Consider the following 16,962-nt stretch of genomic DNA (forward strand, 5'->3'; position numbering starts at 1 on the left):
TTGGGTTTTAACTCTTGAAAATGAAATTTTTAGTACCCTTTTTCCTCTTTTGTTCTTTATTCACTTCTAGCTTATTTGCTGTAGAAAAACATGCCCTAATTATTGGTATTGATAGCTATATGGACTCTAATAAAGCAAGGTTTGCTGAGTGGCAAAATCTTGATGGAGCTGTAAATGATGCTACTTCAATCTATAATATTTTGAAAGCTAAGTATGGGTTCTCATCAAAGAACATGAAGCTTTTGACTTCAGAAAAGTCAACGACAAAAAAGTCCATACAAAAGAATTTTGATGCTCTAATCAAAAAGGTAGCAAAAGGAGACCAAGTATTTGTTTATTATGCAGGACATGGAGCTCAGATCTCTAATTCTAAATTCTATGAAGCGGATAAAAAACACGAGGCGATTGTTCCTTCAGATGTTTTAAGAACAGGAGAGTATTTACTGGATGTTGAAATAAATAATTACTTGTATCAAGTAACTCAGAAAGGAGGAGAATTAGTTGTTGTCTTCGATAATTGCTTCTCAGGATCTGGAACAAGAGGAAAAATTGATATTGAAGAGTTAAAATCAAGATATGTTCCTGTTGATGATATAGATGTAAATCAAGAGTTTCCATTAAGTAAATCAATTGTTGATGAAGGAGCGTTGGTAGTGTCTGCAGCTCAGGATTATCAATTAGCAAAAGAATACAAAGACAGTAGAGGACAGTCTCATGGTGTTTTTACTTACTCTTTAATGAAAGCATTACAGATGAGTAGTGTACATGAATCTGCCGACGATATCTTTAAAAGGGTTAATTCTATTATTTTATATAATTCAGTACCTAGGCAAGACCCTGTAGTGGAAGCAACTGAAGAGAGGTTAAGTCGTCCATTATTTGGGAAGGTTGCTGATGCAAAACAAGGAGTACATGTTGCTGTTATAGATGCTGAAGCTAAATTTAAAATTACGCTAGATGGTGGTGCTGCTATCGGTCTTGTTCCTGGAGCGGAGTTAACTTATGGTGAAGATGAGATTGTAGTCAAAGTTACTCGCTTGTTCGGAGTGAACGGTTGTTATGGAGAAATCATAAAAGGTGAAAATAAATTAGAAGAAGGTTATTTATTGAAGGTGACGAAGTGGGCTCCATTTAGTCCAAATCGTTTAAAAGTTACGATGACCGATATTGGAATTACTACGATAGAAGAACAAGGTTTGAAGGAATTGGCTGTTTACCTTAATGATGGGGGAATAATGGCGTACTCACCTTTGGATGCTAAAGTAGGAATGATTATTCATAAAAATGGAAAAAATTATGAAGCTATATTCAACGGAAGAAATCCGGTTTCTTTAGGTAGTAAAGTTCCTTCAATTTCAAAAATCGAATCACTAAAAAAGAAAGACTTGGAAGCCGGAGAGTTAATCTATTTAGAAATTCCTCCAACAACAAAAGTTTTTCAATCTATTCAAGGTGATCTCAGTGCTCAACCAAAAGTAGAACTAGTGAAAGAATCTGATGTCTATGATTATCGATTGATAGGTAGATATAATGAAAATAACCAACTAGAATATGCATGGTTGAGAGCCCATGCACATAATAACACGAACCACAATCCATTTCCAGATGAAACAATGTGGAAATCAGAAGATAAAGTTTATGTAATTTCTGATTTTGCTAAACGTTTGGGAAATATGAAAGGTTGGTTAGTGACAAACGTTCCTGCTAATGAAGCAAATTTCCCATACAAGTTTGGTTTACAGAAAGAATCGGATCAAACTTTAGTAAAAGAGGGAGCTTTAATAGAAGGAGAAAAGTATGGAATGGTGATTTATAAGGATCCTAACTTATTTGAAAAATGGAATGGTAATGATCGCTATTTATATATCTTCCTTCTAGAAAGTAATGGTGAAATGACTCTTTTATTTCCAGCAAATGGTGTTGCAGTTGAAAACTTCACAGAACAAATTTGTCAGGATAAAAAAGGAAATTATAAAGATAAAATTGCTTTAAGTGATAGTGACCTTATTTCAATTGAACCACCTTTCACTACAGATAATATTTTGATGTTAAGTTCAAAAGCTATTATCACAGATACTTCAATTTTTGAACAAAAAGGAGTTTCGGAAAGAGGTGAACAAGCAGCATTAGATGATATCCTTAATGAAACAGGGAGAGGAAAGAAAAAAGACGCTGCCAATTGGTATTTAGAAAGACACACTTACTTTGGTGAAGGCATTAAATAAGACTTTATATAAAAAAATAAAAAAGCCAGCTTTAAAATCTTAAAGCTGGCTTTTTTATTAATGAACAAAATAGTTACCAATAAAATGTGGTAACATCTGTCTCCAAGTTGGCCAGTCATGATGGATATCATGTCCCCAAACCTCTAAATTATTGTGTACTTCCTTTGCATTGAGTACATGTGATAACTCAATAGCTGCTGAAGGCTTCTCAAAGTTACCTTGCCCAGTGGCAAGTACGATTTGTTTATTCTTTAATTGATTGATGATATTATGATCATGCCATCCCGGAAGATAACTTAACGGTGAATTAAAGAAAGTAAGATCATCAGAATACCCTTTAGTATAAGAATGCAATTGATAATCTCCAGACATTGCGATCAATCCCCAAAATAAATCAGGACGTTTAAAGAAAATATTTGCCGAATGAAGAGCTCCAAATGACGCTCCAGATAGAATAATAGGAGTATGACCACCACAATCGTTAAAAATGTAAGGAACCACCTCATCATATATGTAATGATTAAATGTTTCCTGACGTTCGACTTTATGTCTTGGATGCATCTGATTATTCATCCAAGATTCAGTATTAATACTGTTGATGGAGTAAACTTTTAATTTACCGGCATCAATAAAAGGTCTTAAAGATTCGATCAATTGGAATCTTTCATATTCTAAATAATCTGCAGCTGCAGTTGGGAAAAGTAATAACGCAGGTCCATAATGACCATAGGTTACAATATCCATCCATTTATTCAGTCTTGGGCTATGCCAACCTGCAATGTGACGTCTCATCGTGAAATTTGTTTATATATGAATAGCCTTTCATAATTGAAAGGTGGGTGATTATAAATTTAGATGGCAGGCCTATCTCTTGTTGAAGGCATGGTTGCGAAAAAGTCTTGATAAAAACGAGAAGCATATTGCTCTAGTAATTCAATTACTCGATCTTGTTTTTTATGGTTAACCACAACACCTGCATGATGCTTCTTATTCATTCTCCACACCACTTCATTTTCATTGTATGAATGAAGGTCTGGCCATTCTTGTTTTGCTAGAGAAACGATAATTCCAGAATATTCATTTTTTACTTTAGGTAATTTGTATTCTGTATCTGTAGCAACAGCATATTCAATCTTAGCCCATTCTTTCCATAAATTGATATTTGAAGAGGCTTCTAGCATTTCTGCAATATTAGCTCCACCAACTCTAGATGCTGTTTCCAAAAATATAAATTTACCGGTAGCATAGTCTTTAATAAACTCAGAATGAGATGCCCCATGTTTCAAACCAAAAGTAGATAAAAGTTCTTTGTTTAGTTGTAGTAACTCTTTTGTTTCTTTTGCTCTATGTGATAATGTGTGAGTTCTGAAAACTCCTCCATCGTGTGCAACTTCCATAGGAGTATTCATATATCGATGTGCTCTTGTAAAGATTACTTCACCATTTAATGATAAACTATCTACATGATATACATCTCCAGGTCTAAAAGCTTCTGCTAGAAACTCGTCTCTTTCATCACCCAAGCTATGCACATGACTCCAGAATTCATCTCTAGTATTCACCTTTTTGATACCTGATGCAGATGCTTCTGATCTTGGTTTAATTAGCCAAGGTCCTTCTACTTCATCTAAGTATTGATTAATCTCTTCATTACTAAAAAGAGCAGTAAACTTAGGGATGTCAATATTAGCATCTTGTGCTTTTAAACGCATTCCTAGTTTATCTCTAAAGTGACGAACGGTTGTTTGACCCATTCCACCAATTCTGAAATGCTCTCTTAAATAAGCAGCTTTCTCAACATCAAAATCATCTAGTGCAACTATTACATCGAAAGGTTCTTCTCTAAATTTATAGGCTAAACTTTTGATTACATGTTCATAGTTCCAGTCAGCAGGAGATTGACCACAATAGATCATTTCATCAATAGCTTCATGTGGCCAAGGTTGATGCTCTAGATCTTTTACCGTAAGCAAAGTGACTTTTGCACCTGTGTCTTTTGCACCTCTTAGAAAGTCTTCTCCTTTAAAGTAGCACGATACACATAAAATCGACAATGGTCTGTTCGAATTTTTCATTGTATGGGTTTGTCGTTAAGTTTAGGTTTATATGAGAAAATGATAGGAGGTAGGTAAGACCTCCTATCATTAATTATTATTGATTGTTTTTTATGACTTGTTTGGCGAACTCCATTAATAAATGGACTCCATAACCAGTGGCATTTCTATCTTTTCCGTAACCATTTGCTCCAAAAGCTACACCTGCAATATCCAAATGTGCCCATTTTGTTTTTTCAGGAACAAATGCTTGGATAAATTTTGCAGCAGTAATAGCTCCAGCGGCAGGGTTACCAGGATAGTTTTTTACATCTGCAATATCAGATTGAATACCTTTCGCATATTCATCCCAAAGTGGAAGTTGCCATACTTTTTCATCGGAAACATCACTTGATTTCGTAATTAGCTCAGCAGTCTCATCATTATTACTAAATAATGCTCCAGCTTCATAACCAAGGGTCATTACTGAAGATCCTGTGAGAGTGGCTATATCAACTATATGCTCAAAGTTTTTCATTTTTGAGGCAAATGAAACTCCGTCAGCTAAACAAAGTCTACCTTCTGCGTCCGTATCGATGATTTCAATAGTTTTCCCAGAATGAGATTGAATAATATCTCCAGGCTTTACTGAGGAGCCATCTACCATATTATCAGTAGCAGGAATAAATCCGGTAACTGCAATCGGAAGTTTTAACGAGGCGATAGCAGCGATAGCACCTGCAACTGCAGCAGCTCCACCCATATCACATTTCATCCAATGCATATTTTGTGACCCCTTAATAGATACTCCACCAGTATCGAAAGTGACACCTTTCCCTACAAACGCAATATTTGTGATTGGTTTTTTAGGTGTATATTCAAGGATAGAAAAAGAAGGTAAATTACTACTTCCAGCATTAACAGCTAATACAGCATGAAGCCCTAAAGTTTTCAGCCCTTCTCTAGATCTAAAAGTGGTGGCATCAAAGCCAAAGTCATTAGATTTAGCTTCAATTTCATCAGCAAAACCCTGAGGGTCAATTATATTTGATGGAGTGTCTACCAAATACATGGTCCACATTTTCGCTTCTGCAACTTTCTTAGCATCCTCAATTGCTAGAATAATTTTCCCTTTATTTTTCTTAGGAATATCTAAATGTATATCCACCTGAGGGGCGATACCTTTTAGCATATAATGGCCCAATAAAATTCCCGAAATAATAGGGTCGATAATTTTATGGAGCTTATGTGTTAAGCAATGTAAGTCTATGATATAGGCCTTACCCATTTTGTCTTTGCTTTTGAAGACATGACTTCTTACTGCATCTTCAATTTTTTTAAATGATTTTGTATCACCTAATCCAAGAAGAGTAACTTTTTGATCTTTTCTTCTTAATACGATTGATTCACCAAGTTCTGCTTTGAAATCGTTGGTCAGAATGGCTTTGGTAATTTTCCATTCTTTGGCGATTTCATCAACATTTTCTTCCCAATCTTGCTTGGTATAGAGTTGGAGTCTTGGCATCTCCCAAGAAACAACAGAATCAATTAAAATGTTTGTTGACATAACAGTAATAAAGTTTGGATATAAATTTATCTTTTTACGATTCAAAAAACAGTTTTTGCATCGCCTTTGGGAACTCTTTGCCCCAGGCAGCTTCAGAATGATCTGCTTCTTGGCAAATAGAAAAAGGCAGGTTATTTTCAGAGAAACCTCTTTCGACAAGAATCTCTCTTAATAGGTTAATTTCATCAATTAAGTTTTCACTTTCTTGTCCACCCGAATAAAAATAGATATCAGAAGGATAAGAAGGGGTAACTCTTTGTGCAAAACTATAAATGTTCTTGGAATACCACAACGATGGAGAGAAAATCATGTATTTCTTGAATGATTCAGGTCTATATAATCCTGAAAATAAGGAAACAAGGCCTCCCATAGAGCTTCCACCTATACCACTAAACTCTCTTCCTTGTTTAGAAGGGAAGTTTCTATTGATATAAGGTACTAATGTATCGATAATGAAATTGATATATTTTTTTGCTCCTCCACTTTGCTTTTTATCAAGTTCAAAAGGGGAGAACTCTTTTATTCTTTCTTCTTCACCATGATCGATGGCAATAACCATCATTTTTTGACCATTTTTTATCATTTCTGATAAACTTTGATGAATACCCCACATTCCATAAGGAGCATTTTTATCAAAAAGGTTTTGAGCATCATGTAGATACATTACAGGGTATCGCTCTTTATAAGATTCCCAACCTTTGGGTAGCAATGCCCAAACAGCTCTCTTTTTTCCTAATTGAGGAATATCAAATCGATCACTTATTTTGATGATATCCACTTCAGGAGCCTCTGCCAAAGCATTGAGCTGAAACCATGAAGTATGCCTCCGACGAGCTAATTTCTGTTGTGAAGAAATTTCTACTTTATGGCTTTTGTCAAATAACCAAGTTAGAAAGCTAGGAAGAACTGCCGACCAGGTATAGAAGTTATGTTCACCCTCATTTATTTCGACATAGGTAATATCACTGTCTTCATTGTATCCGATACTCTTAAGATCTCTAATGATATCCAAAGTGTCATCAATAGAATCGATAATTCCATTGTTATTTCTATCTGATGTTTCGTCATGAGTACCCGTTTGCAACCAGAATTTCATTCCTTCTCTTTTTGAAGAATTCTGAATTGTTCTGTGCATAATACGGTCAATATCATCATTATATTCTCCTTCTGCAGGTTTGTCTCTCCACCAGAAAGATCCCGAAAATACACCCACTTTAGAGAAGTGATTTGGATAGTGCCACGCTATATCTAAAGCAGATAATCCACCTAAAGAAAAACCTGCAAATGAAATTCCTTGCGGATTCTTCGTTATGTTATGCTCTTTTCTGATAAACGGAATCAATTCCTCAACAACAAATCTTGAGTAGGGCTCTGCCTTGTCACCACGGTTCATATAATCGGCAGCATCAATACACCCATATTCATCAATTCTGCTAGGACTACAGTGAATACCAATGACTACCATTGGCCCAATCATTTTGAGGTCGTACAAATAGTTAAGTGTAGATAACATTCCTACAGCTTCCATATCTTGTCCATCGTTAACAAATAGTGCCTTAAAAGGCTTTTCTCTATCTATTTTTGGGAGAAAAATACTCAGTTTTACCTCTCTTTGTAAGAAATGAGAATAGTAATACTGTTCTACCTCTTTATAGTATTGATCCGTTGTAATCTTGTTATAAGTGTCGTAACTCATTAATTGATAATTACTTATGGGTGATAAAGTGTGGTGACGCCTAAAAAGTATGACGTGTTATGTGATAAATATCTAAATCGGCTGCAATGATAGTATAAAATTGTTAATTGAAATAAGTTTTTAACTAGAAATTTACATTTACTTACGTTGATTAATAAAATCTTTTATTATGTTTGCAGCCGTTAAGACGATTTGGACAAACTTATAACACCAAGTAATAACCTAATTCGTATTGATTGTGAGTGTGAACTCGTACCCAAGTATTTGAAACAAATTAACCTTATCAAACAAATTTACACCATGAAAAAAATTGGTATCCTCTTTGGGAAAGAGCGTAGCTTTCCTCAGGCTTTTATTGACAAAGTAAATGAGATCGCTCCTAAAGGTATTATGGCTGAAGCTGTTTCTATTGATAAAGTAGTTCAAGGTGAAGCAAGTGACTATGCTGTAATCATCGACAGAATTTCTCAAGATGTTCCTTTCTATCGTGCTTTCTTAAAGAATGCTGCAAGTGCAGGTACTGCAGTAATTAACAATCCATTCTGGTGGAGTGCTGATGAAAAATTCTTCAACAACGCATTAGCGAAGAAAGTAGGTGTACCTGTTCCTAACACTGTTCTTTTGCCATCTAATCAATGGCCTGAAGACACAAATCAAGACTCTTTTACAAACTTGGCATTCCCAATGGATTGGGAAAATATTTTTGAATATATCGGCTTCCCAGCTTACATGAAACCATTTGATGGTGGAGGTTGGAGAGACGTGTACAAAGTGACAAGTCCTCAAGATCTTTTTGAAAAACATGCTAAAACAGGTCGTTTGGTAATGTTATTACAAGAAGAGATCAAATTTACAGAATACTTCCGTTGTTATTGTTTAGGTGGTAAGCATGTACACATCATGCCATATGCACCTGAAAATCCACATCATTTACGTTATGTTGTAGATCAAGAACAACCAACTGATCCAAAATTGTTAAAAACAATTGAAGAGTATGTAATCAAACTTAATCAAGCTTTAGGTTATGATTTCAATACTGTTGAATTTGCGATCAGAGATGGTATTCCATATGCTATTGATTTCTGTAACCCGGCTCCAGATGCTGGTTTAGAATCAGTAGGACCAGAAAACTTTAAGTGGATTGTAGAGAACGCTGCGAAGTATGCTATTGAAAGAGCTGAGGCTCAAGTACCAGGAGAAAACAACTTAACTTGGGGTACTTATGTTCAAGATAGCATTAAAGAATCTTTATCAAATGCACCAGTAGTAAAGAAAACAGCTGCCAAAAAAGCACCTGCAAAGAAAACTACTACAAAAAGAACAGCTACAGCTAAAAAAGCTACAGCTGCTAAGACAACGACAAAAAAGGCAACTGCCAAAAAAACAACAAGAGCTAAGAAAGAGCCTGTATTGGCTTAATCAATCTTGATAGATTTTGCTAAAGTATTACTTCTTTTTCGGAAGGAGTAATACTTTTCTTTCTACTAATAGATTACACCTAACACCGAGTAAACCTTTTAATTTATTCTGCATCTTTTTTATTAAACCCAATCATGAGTAAGAAATTTACATTAGGTATCGAGGAGGAATTCCAAACGGTATGCATGGACGATCTTTCATTAAAAGCACACCTGTATGAAATCCTTGATCAAGACAAAGCTTACTTTGCAGAACATGTTAAGCCCGAAATGCACAAAGCAGTACTAGAAGTGGGTACTCATATTTGTGAAAATATAGATGAGGCGAGACAAGATGTGATTCGACTACGAAATATGGCAGCTCAAATGGCTGCAGATCAAAATCAATATATTGCAGCAGCAGGTACTCATCCATTTTCATCATGGACAGAGCAGCTGATGACTGATGACCCTCGTTACAATCAAATTGTAAATGAACTACAAGATGCAGCAAGATCCAATCTAATATTTGGGATGCATATTCATGTTGGGATAGAGGATCGTAATCAAGCACTTCATTTAATGAATCAGGCAAGGTACTTCTTGCCTCACATATTTGCTTTTTCAACCAATTCACCTTTCTGGGAAGGACGTAACACAGGTTACAATTCTTACAGAACAAAAGTATTTGACAAGTTTCCTCGTACAGGTATTCCAGAATATTTTGAATCTGCAGCAAAATACGATGAGTATGTGGAAATGCTAAAAATCACCAATTGCATTGATAATGCTAAGAAAATTTGGTGGGATATCCGTATGCATCCATTCTATAACACGATTGAGTTTAGAATTTGTGATGTTCAGATGACGACCGAAGAAACTGTAGCCATAGCAGCCTTAGTGCAAGCAATTGTCGCGAAATTAGATAAACTAATGCGTCAGAATCTTTCATTTAGAAATTATAGCCGTTCACTGATTAATGAAAATAAATGGAGAGCAGCTCGTTATGGTATGGAGGATAAACTGATTGATTTCGGTAAGAAAAAAGAAGTTTTTTCGAAACAACTAATGTTAGAAATTATCGATTTTGTTGATGATGTAATCGATGGATTAGGAAGCCGTGAAGTGATTGAAGGTATTCCTGCTCTATTGGAAAAAGGTACTGGATCAAAACGTCAGTTAGAAATATTCGAACAAACTAACGATTTAAAGGCAGTAGCAAGATACATTGTTGAAGAAACAAATAAAGGTCTTGATGTTCAGTTACCTTGGTTAGTTGAAGAAAAGCAAAAAGAATTAATCGTCGCTTAAATAAGTAATTGATTTATATGAACCGTTTGAGGTTAGCAATTATCGATATGTATAACAAATTCCCAAATGAGGGTATGCGTTGTATCAAAGAAATTGTTGAAGAGAAAAAAGAGAATCTTTCTTACAAAATTTATGACCTTAGAGCAGAAGGTCAGTTACCAGACGATTCTTACGATATATATATATCTTCGGGTGGACCTGGAGATCCATCAGAAAATGAAGGGTGGGAAGATCAGTACTTTGATTTATTAGAAAAGTTATGGAACCATAACCTAACTAATGAAAGAAAAAAGTATGTGTTCTTTATCTGTCATTCTTTCCAAATGGCGAGTAGGTTCTTCAAATTGGGAGCATTATCACCAAGAAATTCTACTGCTTTTGGAGCGATGAGTGTCCATAAAACAAAGGAAGGTAAAACGGATCCTGTATTATCAGCGCTAGAAAATATCTTTTATGTTATTGATTCTAGAGATTATCAATTACTTGATATTACCGAAGAGCAGTTAAATAGAATTGGTGCTCAAATTGTTTGTCTGGAGAAAAAAAGACCTCATACTACTTACCAAAGGGCTGTAATGGCCATTAGGTATTCAGAAGAATTTTTTGGCACTCAATTTCACCCAGAAGCTGAAGCTGCAAGCCTATTAAAATTCTTTGGTAAAGAGGAGCAAAGAAAAACAATAACGGAGAAATACGGAGAAGAAAAATACAACAATTTAATTGATGTATTAGAAGATCCTGATAGGATTAATCTGGCGGATCGACCTATTATTTCTACATTTTTAAATATAGCCATCGAAAAACTTCAAGAAGTAAGTACAATATGATCACTGAATTAAGAGAAAAATTTAATGATAAATACTCTTCTGAGAACTATGAAAAATTGAATTCATATTTCACAGATAAGTTTGGAGATGAAGTAGGGTTTAGAATGTGTGAAACACCAATTTTCTTTCCAAAGGCATTTGTAGGTAGATTAAAACAAGCATGTGATGATGTTGTTAGTGTTTTAAAAAGACCAGATTTTAAATCTATCACAGAAGAAGCTATTCCAAAAAATTGTTATGTACCTAATGAAGATGAGCATACTAATTTTTTAGCCGTTGATTTTGCCGTTTGTAAAAACGATCAAGACGAGTTAATACCTCAGATGATCGAGTTGCAAGGATTTCCTTCAATTTTTGCTTTTAATATATTTAAGCAGCAAGGGTATAAAGAGGTATTTGGTTTAGAAGAAAACTTATCACCTTACTTCACAAAGTCACAAGACGATTATATTCAAAAATTGTCAAATGTAATTTTAGGAGGACATGATAAGGAAAATGTTATTCTGCTAGAGATCTTTCCTGAAAAACAACATACAAAAGTTGATTTTGCTGCTACCAAAGAAGTATTTGGAATTGAGACAGTTTGTATCACCAAAGTAATTAAAGAAGGAAAACATCTTTTTTATCGAAATGATAAAGGAGAGAAGGTTCACATAAAAAGGATCTATAATCGATTAATTTTTGATGAAATTGATAGATGGGAACCATTAGACCTTCAATTCAGGTTAACCGATTCCGATGTTGATGTGGAATGGGCAGGGCATCCCAATTGGTTTTTTAGAATCTCTAAAAGTTTGATGCCTTATCTAGAAAGTGAATACGTACCTGAAACGAGGTTCCTTTCATCGTATGATAAATACCCATCTGATTTAGAAAATTATGTATTAAAACCACTTTACTCATTTGCTGGAGCAGGGGTAGTTTTTAATGTAGAATCACATCATTTAGAGGCTATCGCACAAGAGGAAAAGCATAATTATATTTTACAGAAAAAAATCAATTATGCTCCAATTGTCAAAGCTGCAGATGAAGGAGATGTCAAGTTAGAGGTTCGAATGATGTTTACTTGGGCTGATAATCAAGAAAAACCTGAACTTATTATTAACCTTTGCCGTTTAAGTAGAGGTGAAATGATCGGGGTGAAGTACAACAAAAACAAAACATTTGTTGGTGCTAGCATCGGTTTTATGGAAGCAGAGTAATACGTCCATAGATATGAAAATGAAAAAAGGGCTTATCCATAGTAAATGTGATAAGCCCTTATTTTATTAGAAGAAAAGTTCTAATAAAGCAGGAGTGACCAATGCGGTAAATATTCCCATTAAACCAATGGACAATCCACTGATAGCTCCTTCTAATACACCCATTTGAATAGCTGCTGCAGTTCCAATTCCATGTGCACAAGTACCCATAGATAAACCCTTTGCGATGGGTTTCTTGATACCAACTTTTTCAATGACAATCGGACCAACGGTAGCTCCTAGAATTCCAACAATGATAACAAAAACAGCCGTCATGGAAGGGATACCGCCATTTTGTAATGAAACTCCCATCGCAATTGGAGTAGTGACAGATTTTGGTGCCATTGAAACAATAAGATCATAATCGGCACCAAATAGTTTTGCAACGATGATTACACTTACAACTCCCATTACACTGCCAATAAATGTTGCAGAAAGAATTGCAATGGCGTTCTTGCCAATAGTGTGTAACTGTTCATATAATAAGACTCCCAATGCAACAACAGAAGGCCCCAACATAAAATGAATCATATGGGTGTTTTTCTGGTAAGTCTCATAAGGAACATCTGAATATTTTAACACCACTATTAAACATAAGATAGTCAATAACACAGGGTTTAATAGTGGGGTCTTTAATTTCTGATAGATGGCTTCAAATAATATAAATAGACCTAATGTAGCAGCCAACGCAAAGGTCTCACTTTCAAATAAATGATTAATTAGCTCCGTCATAGTCTTCGTCTTTTTTTCCTAATAATTGTCCTGTCCAACCTGCGGAGAACATAACTGCAAACATACTTACAACAATAACAACGGAAATCATTAACCAATTTTCAGAGAGAAGATCCAGGTAATTCATCATACCCACACCAGCCGGAATAAAGAATAGAGACATTCGTTTAGTTAATGAATGTGCCGCATCTTTTACCCAATCATAAGGTATAATTTTAGTATATAGACAAATAAAAAGTATTATCATTCCAATCACATTGCCTGGAATGGGTAAGTCTGTTATTTCATTGATTAGTGTACCCAAAGAAAGCATCACTAGGATCAACATAAATCCTCTTATCATTGTAGTTTTTGTTTTGATCTTATGACAAAGATAATAGACCAAATCTTTTGAAAACTGTAATGAAAATCATCTATTGGAATTATTAAAAAAGGGATTATTTACACTTTTAACTATGTAATACTGTTTAATTTACTATCACAAACGCTCCCCAGTAGTAGGGTTCAGGAAATTTCTTTTTCAATAGAATCTGGGCATTTTGGAAAGCTTTGGTCTTATCTTTTGTTTTAAACCATTCTTCATAAAAAGACTTCATCAATTGTTGGGTGGCCTCATCGTCTACACTCCATAAACTCATGATTATAGATTTTACCCCGGCGATACTAAAAGCATATTGTAACCCCGAAATGCCATCTCCTTCAGAGAGATCTGAAAGCCCTGTTTGACAAGCCGAAAGCACTAATAGTTCTGTATTATGAAGATCTAGGTTTTTTACTTCATATGCGGTTAAGATACCATCATTTCCTTGATCAAAGATGAGCTGTATTGGCGTCTTTTTTCTTTTGGATATCTCTGAAAAAAATAATCCAGATTTTAATAATGAATTATTCGAGACAGGATTTCTTAGCTTTTCAAGATAAAAACCATGAGTGGCAATATGTAGTATAGTAGGAGAGAAGCCTAAGTTTTTTAATTGTTTTTCTGAAGCAGTTTCTTGTGTGAGTAACGTTACGTCCCAACCTTCTTTTTTGAAGATTTTTGATGAGCCAATCACCTCTTTTTCGGTGCCTGGTAATTGAGGTAAATGAAAGTCATATCCTACCTCATCAATGGTATTATGGCTTCCTCTTTGATTTAATAATTGTTCTCTTTTTAAATCACTAAAAATTGGGTTGCCCATCAAAACAATTTTCTTTTGATTAAAATGGACAATATTTGTCTTTTTAATGGAGGCTGTACTAGTGACAATACTTATGTTATCCTCTTCAATTACATACTTTTCTGTTTCTGGGTTCTTTAAGACATTTATGTTTATTGAATTAAATATACCATCATTACTTAAGTATATTTTCTCTACTGTCCAATTGAGTTCCTTAAGTTTATTTTTAATTGGTAGCCAAAAGTGTTCATATGGTGGCGAAGATGCATTTTTTATCTTCAATTTAAACGATCGACTATTTTCATAAATAGAATTAGAAAAGGAGTTGAGTCCTTCATTTTCTAATAAATCGGCATTGTTTAGAACAACAAACTTAGGGTTTTTAGCTTCTGATGATAACAGAAGAGCACCGTAGTAATCTTTAGTTGAATCAATGTTTTTTAGTTTAATAATTTCAATTGCAACCTCACCTTCGGAAAGGTTGTTTTTTATTGATTCCCATTTGATTGCATTAGTATATCGTACGGAGTCTTTGATATCTGCACTTGCGTATACAATAGATTTTTCAAGATTATTGATCTGTTGTACCTGTTCAAAAGGATCAAAATGTAAAGAATCTCTTTCCTGTTTTGTGAAAAAATTGGCCGCAGATAATTGAGAACGTTTTATAGCAAGATCATAGGCATAGTCCGTAAAATGGAGTTGTGTTCTGTAGTTACCAAAAGATCGAATTCTATTTTTTCGTTTAATTTCTTCAGTAAGGAAAAACTTCCGATAGTTTAACTGAATATTATAACATTGATTGATCATTTTCTGCGATTGCACTCCCTCATTATGCATCATAATGCTATTGAAAAAGATAAAAACATCTTTGTTATTATGGATGAAATTGATCTTTTCATCTTCAGAAGTGAACTTTAATTTTTGATCAAATTGATTGAGTCTGTTTTGGGTCGCTTTAATGATGATATCTTCTGCCAACTTATTATTCCCATTTAATGAGTGAACATAAGCCAACCTTGCTTGGATAGAAGGATAATACACAGAGTTTTTTGAGAAAACATTTTCTAATCGTTGATATTCTTTTAATGCATTTAGATAATTGTTTTCATTCAGATAGATCAATGCTCTGGCATTAATTATATGTAACCGATGATACTCTTTAGGTATTATTTCTAATTGTTCAGAGATGTGATCTGCCGAATCATAAAAGTTGATGGCTAAATCGAACTGCTTGTTCTTCTCTGCAATGATTCCTTTAAGGAAGAAATTTTTAATGTTGCTATAGTGATTATTACCAGTGATTTTTCTCGTATTATCATATATGGTATCTAATTCTCCGTACTGCTTTTCATATTTACCCAAGGATAATTGTACTCTTATATGTGCCAATTGAAGTTTCTGATAATATATTGTATGTGTCAAATTTTCTTTTTCGAGATAGTTCAACTCTTTTCGAACAACATCGGTGACGGTATTTACCCTTCCTAGAATTATACTTAATTCAACTAATGAAATCACCGCTTCTGTATATTGCGGGGAATAATGTTTGGCTTTTAATTCTACAAAGGCCATCATTTCTAGGAGAAATTTTTCAGCATTAATAAAGTCTCCTTTATACATCGCTAAACTTCCTTTTAATCGTAAATGATAATATTGAACCTGTGCTTTATTGTACTCAATATCATCAGTTAAATCCAATAATGATTTTGCTTTATTGTAATGTCCTTGGCATATATAAATATCCGCTAAGCTTAAAATAGCTTGAGCGTATTTATTTACATCATCATCATGTTTATTATATTTTTTGATGACCGTTTCAAATAAAGGAATAGCATTATTAAAATAGTTTTGCCTTTTATAAACTGTAGCGAGTTTAAAGTTGGCATTGTTGGTTAAGATATTATGATCTCCCAACATCTTTTGAGATACCTTTTGATACTTATTGTAGTAGTGTAATGCAATAGATAGTTCATTATTATAAAAATGAAGGTCACCTAATCGATACATAAGTTCTGCATACAAAACACCTGTAGTACGATTATTTTTATCAAAAAACGCTTCAGTATCTTTTAGTAGTTTTTGAGCATTTTCATATTCATGTCTGTCTAGATAAAGCTTGGCCAACAACACATTGATCCATTGATTATTGACTGCCATATGATTCCTCTTATCAAATGCCATATCTTTATTAAAAGTCATGGCTCTTTTGAAATAAGATAAACTGACATCATATCTCATTAAACCTTGATACAATAAAGCCCAATTGATGTTAGTGGCATTATAATCCGGATGATTTTCTCCCAATGTTTTTGTATAGATAATCTCTACTTCATTAAGAAGGCTTTCAGCTTTTTCATATTCTCCTAACTGTATTAAGGCGAAGACTTTATAATTTAAAACGATTCCATAATCTGGGTACATCCAACCGGATGAAATTTCTATGATACGTAAAGCTTCATCAAGAAAGTCCAAGGCGTGATTGTAATATCTAGCGGATATAAATATTTCGGAAGTTACGGTATATGGAATGACTAACTGTATATTATCATCTCCAAATTTCTTTTTAGATTCTTCAATCCATTGAAGACACTCATTTTGTGCTTTAAGTATTTTACCCTGATGAACCAATTGATAAATTGAATCTGATATCTCTGCCGAATTATCGTTGGTATGTAAATTCGAAAACAGCCATGGACCATCAGCGAAGGTATGTTGCTTTACGATGAAAAACGATATAAAAAGAAAAATGAATCTCACTTTCATAGGGTGG

The 16,962-nt window shown here is 34.2% G+C and carries 12 protein-coding genes; 5 read left to right on the forward strand and 7 right to left on the reverse strand.

The window, feature by feature from the left end; genetic code table 11:
• The first annotated feature begins 20 nt into the window (after window positions 1–20).
• On the forward strand, window positions 21–2,225 hold the full coding sequence (locus tag QL232_RS09995; protein WP_281614018.1) for a caspase family protein: 2,205 nt from the start codon (window positions 21–23) through the stop codon (window positions 2,223–2,225).
• A 57-nt stretch (window positions 2,226–2,282) separates the two neighbouring features.
• On the opposite strand, the gene QL232_RS10000 is transcribed toward QL232_RS09995, so the two are convergent.
• The 4 genes from QL232_RS10000 to QL232_RS10015 all read right to left on the reverse strand — a co-directional run bounded on the left by QL232_RS10000 (window position 2,283) and on the right by QL232_RS10015 (window position 7,521).
• Window positions 2,283–3,017, reverse strand: coding sequence for an alpha/beta hydrolase-fold protein (locus tag QL232_RS10000; protein ID WP_281614019.1), 735 nt, complete (start codon window positions 3,015–3,017; stop codon window positions 2,283–2,285).
• A gap of 59 nt (window positions 3,018–3,076) precedes the next feature.
• Window positions 3,077–4,300 (reverse strand): ATPase, encoded by a 1,224-nt coding sequence (locus tag QL232_RS10005; protein ID WP_281614020.1) that lies wholly within the window; start codon window positions 4,298–4,300, stop codon window positions 3,077–3,079.
• 76 nt (window positions 4,301–4,376) lie between these two features.
• Window positions 4,377–5,825, reverse strand: a complete 1,449-nt coding sequence (locus QL232_RS10010) for a leucyl aminopeptidase family protein (protein WP_281614021.1) — start codon at window positions 5,823–5,825, stop codon at window positions 4,377–4,379.
• 34 nt (window positions 5,826–5,859) lie between these two features.
• The gene (locus tag QL232_RS10015; RefSeq protein WP_281614022.1) at window positions 5,860–7,521 is read right to left on the reverse strand and encodes an alpha/beta hydrolase-fold protein; all 1,662 of its coding nucleotides are present in this window, start codon (window positions 7,519–7,521) and stop codon (window positions 5,860–5,862) included.
• 300 nt (window positions 7,522–7,821) lie between these two features.
• On the opposite strand from QL232_RS10015, the gene QL232_RS10020 reads away from it, so the two are divergent.
• The 4 genes from QL232_RS10020 to QL232_RS10035 all read left to right on the forward strand — a co-directional run bounded on the left by QL232_RS10020 (window position 7,822) and on the right by QL232_RS10035 (window position 12,258).
• Entirely contained in the window at window positions 7,822–8,940 is a 1,119-nt protein-coding gene (locus QL232_RS10020) for a hypothetical protein (RefSeq protein WP_211093291.1), read from the forward strand.
• A gap of 134 nt (window positions 8,941–9,074) precedes the next feature.
• Complete coding sequence (locus QL232_RS10025; protein WP_281614023.1) at window positions 9,075–10,229, forward strand: carboxylate-amine ligase; 1,155 nt, start codon at window positions 9,075–9,077, stop codon at window positions 10,227–10,229.
• Window positions 10,230–10,276: 47 nt separating this feature from the next.
• Complete coding sequence (locus QL232_RS10030; protein WP_281614024.1) at window positions 10,277–11,056, forward strand: GMP synthase; 780 nt, start codon at window positions 10,277–10,279, stop codon at window positions 11,054–11,056.
• A complete protein-coding gene (locus QL232_RS10035) occupies window positions 11,053–12,258 on the forward strand; it encodes a hypothetical protein (protein ID WP_281614025.1) in 1,206 nt (401 codons plus the stop codon). The genes QL232_RS10030 and QL232_RS10035 overlap by 4 nt, the downstream gene beginning before the upstream one ends.
• Before the next feature lie 66 nt (window positions 12,259–12,324).
• Here QL232_RS10035 and QL232_RS10040 read toward each other — a convergent pair whose 3' ends face one another.
• From QL232_RS10040 to QL232_RS10050, 3 genes are all read right to left on the reverse strand, one after another.
• Window positions 12,325–13,029, reverse strand: coding sequence for an LrgB family protein (locus tag QL232_RS10040; protein WP_211093293.1), 705 nt, complete (start codon window positions 13,027–13,029; stop codon window positions 12,325–12,327).
• Entirely contained in the window at window positions 13,013–13,372 is a 360-nt protein-coding gene (locus QL232_RS10045) for a CidA/LrgA family protein (RefSeq protein ID WP_281614026.1), read from the reverse strand. The genes QL232_RS10040 and QL232_RS10045 overlap by 17 nt, the downstream gene beginning before the upstream one ends.
• Before the next feature lie 124 nt (window positions 13,373–13,496).
• Complete coding sequence (locus QL232_RS10050; RefSeq protein ID WP_281614027.1) at window positions 13,497–16,955, reverse strand: CHAT domain-containing protein; 3,459 nt, start codon at window positions 16,953–16,955, stop codon at window positions 13,497–13,499.
• Window positions 16,956–16,962 lie beyond the last annotated feature (7 nt).

It is taken from the genome of Flammeovirga sp. SubArs3 (assembly GCF_947387565.1).
GTDB lineage: Bacteria > Bacteroidota > Bacteroidia > Cytophagales > Flammeovirgaceae > Flammeovirga > Flammeovirga agarivorans.

Coding starts and splice junctions, on each gene's coding strand:
- QL232_RS09995 (WP_281614018.1), top strand. CDS start 21: ATGAAATTTTTAGTACCCTTTTTCCTCTTTTGTTCTTTATTCACTTCT.
- QL232_RS10000 (WP_281614019.1), bottom strand. CDS start 3,017: ATGAGACGTCACATTGCAGGTTGGCATAGCCCAAGACTGAATAAATGG.
- QL232_RS10005 (WP_281614020.1), bottom strand. CDS start 4,300: ATGAAAAATTCGAACAGACCATTGTCGATTTTATGTGTATCGTGCTAC.
- QL232_RS10010 (WP_281614021.1), bottom strand. CDS start 5,825: ATGTCAACAAACATTTTAATTGATTCTGTTGTTTCTTGGGAGATGCCA.
- QL232_RS10015 (WP_281614022.1), bottom strand. CDS start 7,521: ATGAGTTACGACACTTATAACAAGATTACAACGGATCAATACTATAAA.
- QL232_RS10020 (WP_211093291.1), top strand. CDS start 7,822: ATGAAAAAAATTGGTATCCTCTTTGGGAAAGAGCGTAGCTTTCCTCAG.
- QL232_RS10025 (WP_281614023.1), top strand. CDS start 9,075: ATGAGTAAGAAATTTACATTAGGTATCGAGGAGGAATTCCAAACGGTA.
- QL232_RS10030 (WP_281614024.1), top strand. CDS start 10,277: ATGTATAACAAATTCCCAAATGAGGGTATGCGTTGTATCAAAGAAATT.
- QL232_RS10035 (WP_281614025.1), top strand. CDS start 11,053: ATGATCACTGAATTAAGAGAAAAATTTAATGATAAATACTCTTCTGAG.
- QL232_RS10040 (WP_211093293.1), bottom strand. CDS start 13,029: ATGACGGAGCTAATTAATCATTTATTTGAAAGTGAGACCTTTGCGTTG.
- QL232_RS10045 (WP_281614026.1), bottom strand. CDS start 13,372: ATGATAAGAGGATTTATGTTGATCCTAGTGATGCTTTCTTTGGGTACA.
- QL232_RS10050 (WP_281614027.1), bottom strand. CDS start 16,955: ATGAAAGTGAGATTCATTTTTCTTTTTATATCGTTTTTCATCGTAAAG.